The sequence below is a fragment of the Pseudonocardia sp. SID8383 genome (assembly GCF_009864975.1).
Lineage (GTDB): Bacteria > Actinomycetota > Actinomycetes > Mycobacteriales > Pseudonocardiaceae > Pseudonocardia > Pseudonocardia alni.
Window position 1 is genome coordinate 1 of sequence record NZ_WWFY01000764.1, and the last position, 3,460, is coordinate 3,460.

At 74.6% G+C, this 3,460-nt stretch carries 4 protein-coding genes; 2 read left to right on the forward strand and 2 right to left on the reverse strand.

All coding sequences use genetic code 11. The features are described from left to right. Positions 1–1,382, forward strand: a 1,382-nt coding sequence (gene groL / locus GTW08_RS18510; protein ID WP_161152280.1) for a chaperonin GroEL, incomplete at its 5' end; no start/stop codon positions are given. A 91-nt stretch (positions 1,383–1,473) separates the two neighbouring features. Here the strand turns inward: groL and GTW08_RS18515 are convergent. Next, on the reverse strand, positions 1,474–2,439 hold the full coding sequence (locus tag GTW08_RS18515) for a helix-turn-helix transcriptional regulator (RefSeq protein ID WP_073576663.1): 966 nt from the start codon (positions 2,437–2,439) through the stop codon (positions 1,474–1,476). Between the two features lie 63 nt (positions 2,440–2,502). On the opposite strand from GTW08_RS18515, the gene GTW08_RS18520 reads away from it, so the two are divergent. Next, positions 2,503–3,111, forward strand: coding sequence for a TIGR03086 family metal-binding protein (locus GTW08_RS18520; protein WP_073576905.1), 609 nt, complete (start codon positions 2,503–2,505; stop codon positions 3,109–3,111). Between the two features lie 93 nt (positions 3,112–3,204). Here GTW08_RS18520 and GTW08_RS33015 read toward each other — a convergent pair. Continuing rightward, positions 3,205–3,460, reverse strand: a 256-nt coding sequence (locus GTW08_RS33015) for a PspC domain-containing protein (protein WP_346009930.1), incomplete at its 5' end; no start/stop codon positions are given.

Genomic DNA, 3,460 nt, shown 5'->3' on the forward strand with positions numbered 1-3,460 from the left:
TCGCGGGCGACGGCACCACCACCGCCACCGTGCTGGCCCAGGCGCTGGTCCGTGAGGGCCTGCGCAACGTGGCCGCCGGCGCGAACCCGATGTCGCTCAAGCGCGGCATCGAGAAGGCCACCGAGGCCGTCTCCCAGGCGCTGCTGAAGTCGGCCAAGGAGATCGAGACCAAGGAGCAGATCGCTGCCACGGCCTCCATCTCGGCCGCCGACCCGCAGATCGGTGAGCTCATCGCCGAGGCGATGGACAAGGTCGGCAAGGAAGGCGTCATCACGGTCGAGGAGTCGCAGACCTTCGGGCTCGAGCTCGAGCTCACCGAGGGCATGCGCTTCGACAAGGGCTACATCTCGCCCTACTTCGTGACCGACGCCGAGCGCATGGAGGTCGAGCTGGAGGACCCGTACGTCCTCCTCGTCTCCTCCAAGATCTCGACCGTCAAGGACCTGCTCCCGCTGCTGGAGAAGGTCATGCAGTCGGGCAAGCCGCTCGCCATCATCGCCGAGGACGTCGAGGGCGAGGCCCTGGCCACCCTGGTCGTCAACAAGATCCGCGGCACCTTCAAGTCCGTCGCCGTCAAGGCCCCGGGCTTCGGTGACCGCCGCGAGGCGATGCTGGCCGACATGGCCATCCTGACCGGTGGCGAGGTCATCTCGGAGAAGGTCGGCCTCAAGCTCGACACCGCCGACCTGTCCCTGCTGGGCACCGCCCGCAAGGTCGTTGTGACCAAGGACGAGACCACCATCGTCGACGGCGCCGGTGACGCCGACCAGATCGCCGGCCGGGTCAACCAGATCCGCGCCGAGATCGACCGCACCGACTCCGACTACGACCGCGAGAAGCTCCAGGAGCGCCTCGCCAAGCTGGCCGGCGGCGTTGCCGTCATCAAGGCCGGCGCGGCGACCGAGGTCGAGCTCAAGGAGCGCAAGCACCGCATCGAGGACGCCGTCCGCAACGCGAAGGCGGCCGTCGAGGAGGGCATCGTCGCCGGCGGCGGCGTGGCGCTCATCCAGGCCGGTGCCGGCCTGTTCGAGGGCCTCGGCCTGGACGGTGACGAGGCCACCGGCGCGAACATCGTCAAGGTCGCGCTGGAGGCCCCGCTCAAGCAGATCGCGGTCAACGCCGGCCTCGAGGGCGGCGTCGTCGCGGAGAAGGTCCGCAACCTGCCCACCGGTGAGGGCCTCGACGCCGCCACCGGCGAGTACAAGGACCTCATCAAGGCCGGGATCATCGACCCCGCCAAGGTGACCCGCTCGGCGCTGCAGAACGCGGCCTCGATCGCGGCCCTGTTCCTCACCACCGAGGCGGTCATCGCCGACAAGCCGGAGAAGGGCGGCGGCGCCCCCGCCGACCCGACCGGTGGCATGGGCGGCATGGACTTCTGATCGGTCCTGCCTCACCAGGCACACAGCACCACCCCGCGGGGGCGGTACCGGTTCGCCGGTGCCGCCCCCGCGGCGCGTCCGGGGGCCGCCGTCACCCCAGGGCGACGACGGCCGCGCGTGCCCGCTCCCGCAGCGCCGTCACCAGCTCCGGCGGGTCCAGCACCCGCACGTCCGGCAGCAGCGGCCACAGCGCCCGCCCGGCGTGGAAGAGGTCCCCGAACGCGGCGACGACCTCGGTCGTCCCGTCCCGTGTCCGCTCCTCGTCGACGGTGACGGCGGACAGCGCGTCGCGACGGTCGGCGGGCAGCGCGAGGCGGACCCGGATCCCGGGCCGCCGCGCCCGGAAGTCCTTCCGGCGGCGCAACCACAGCTCCTCCAGGTCGACGCCCTCGGGCCGGTGCGCGGGCTCGGCCAGCGGCTCGGCCTCCTCGATCCGCGACACCCGGTAGGTGCGGTCGTCCCCGTCGCGCAGCGCCAGCAGGTACCAGCGCCCCGACGCCTGGACCAGCCCGACCGGGTCGACGACGCGTTCGGCGGCGGGCCCGGGCTCCGCGCCCGGCCGGGTCCCGGTCCGGTAGCGGATGCGGAGCCGGACCCCGCCGAACACCGCGCGCTGGACGGCGGTGAGCACGTCGGTGGTCGCGCCGTCGTCGGTGTCGCGCAGCCAGCCGCCGCGCCGGACCAGCACCCGTCCGGCGGCGTCGGTGGCCTGTTCCCGGGCGGCGTCCGGCAGCGCGGCGACGATCTTGCGCATGGCCGAGGCGAACTCCGGCCCCAGCCCGAGCGCGCCGGGCGTCGACGTCGCGCCGGAGCCGAGCAGCGCGACCGCCTCCCCCGGGGTCAGACCGGTGAGGTCGGTGGTGAAGCCCGGCAGCAGTGCGAAGCCGCCGTGCCTGCCGCGTTCGGCGTAGACCGGGATGCCCGCGGCCGACAGCGCCTCGACGTCGCGCAGCACGGTGCGCTCGGAGACCTCCAGCTCGCGCGCGAGCACGGCGGCGGTGGTCCGGCCGCGGTGGCGCAGCAGGAGCACCAGGGACAGGAGCCGGTCGGCGCGCACGTCCCGCAGAATGTCATGGAATCACGACAGGAGATGTCGGGTATCGCGGGCACGCTGGCGCCCATGACGAACCCGACGCTCACCACCGATCCCCGCCCCGCCTACCTGGCCGCCCTCGACTGGGTCGCCCGTCTCGCCCGGGCCGTGCCCGCCGACCGGATGGCCGACCCCACCCCCTGCGACGACTTCGACGTCCGCACCCTGCTCGCGCACCTGGTCACGACCCTGCGCAGACCGGCGGCGCTCGCCACCGGCACCGACCCGATGGCCGCCCCGCTGGTCAGCGACGACGTCCTCGACGACCCGGTGTCGGCCTACGTCGACGAGGCGGCGGCGCTGCAGGCCGTCTGGTCCGGCCCGGACGGCGAGGCACTGCTCGACCGGGTCGCGCGGCTGCCGTTCGGCGAGGTCCCGGCGCGGGCCGCGCTGGCCGTGTACCTGAACGAGACGCTGGTGCACGGGTGGGACCTGGCCGTCGCCACCGGGCAGGACCCGGAGGCCGACCGGGAGCTGGCGACGACGGCGCTCGCCATCGCCCACGCGTACCTGCCCGCCGAGCGGCGTGGCGGCCCGGTGCCGTTCGGCCCGGTCGTGGAGCACCGCCCGGAGGCGGGGCCGACCGAGCGGCTGGCGAACTGGTCGGGCCGGGTGTCGACGGGCTGGGTGGGCTGACGGGCCGGGCGGGCCGGGCGGACCGACGGGCTCCGGCGTCGCGGCTCCCCCTCGTGAGCCGCGACGCCGGAGCCCTGCGCCCACCCCACCGGCTCAGGCGGCCGGTGCGATCAGCCAGGCGGCGAGGTAGACCAGAGCCGCCGCGCCACCGGTGACCAGGGTCAGGACGAGGACCGCGATGCGCAGCAGCGCGGCGTCCGCTCCCAGGTCGGCGGCGAGACCGCCGCAGACACCGCCGAGCATCCGGTCGGTGCTGCTGCGCCGGAGCCGGAACGCGGCGACGCGGTCGCCGATCCCCTGCGCCGTCGTCCGGGTCCCGGCTCCGCCGTACGGCGCGCCCGCGGTGGAA

What these genes read in the sequence shown, in the direction of transcription:
- GTW08_RS18520 (WP_073576905.1), top strand. Translation starts at nt 2,503, where the DNA reads ATGACGAACCCGACGCTCACCACCGATCCCCGCCCCGCCTACCTGGCC.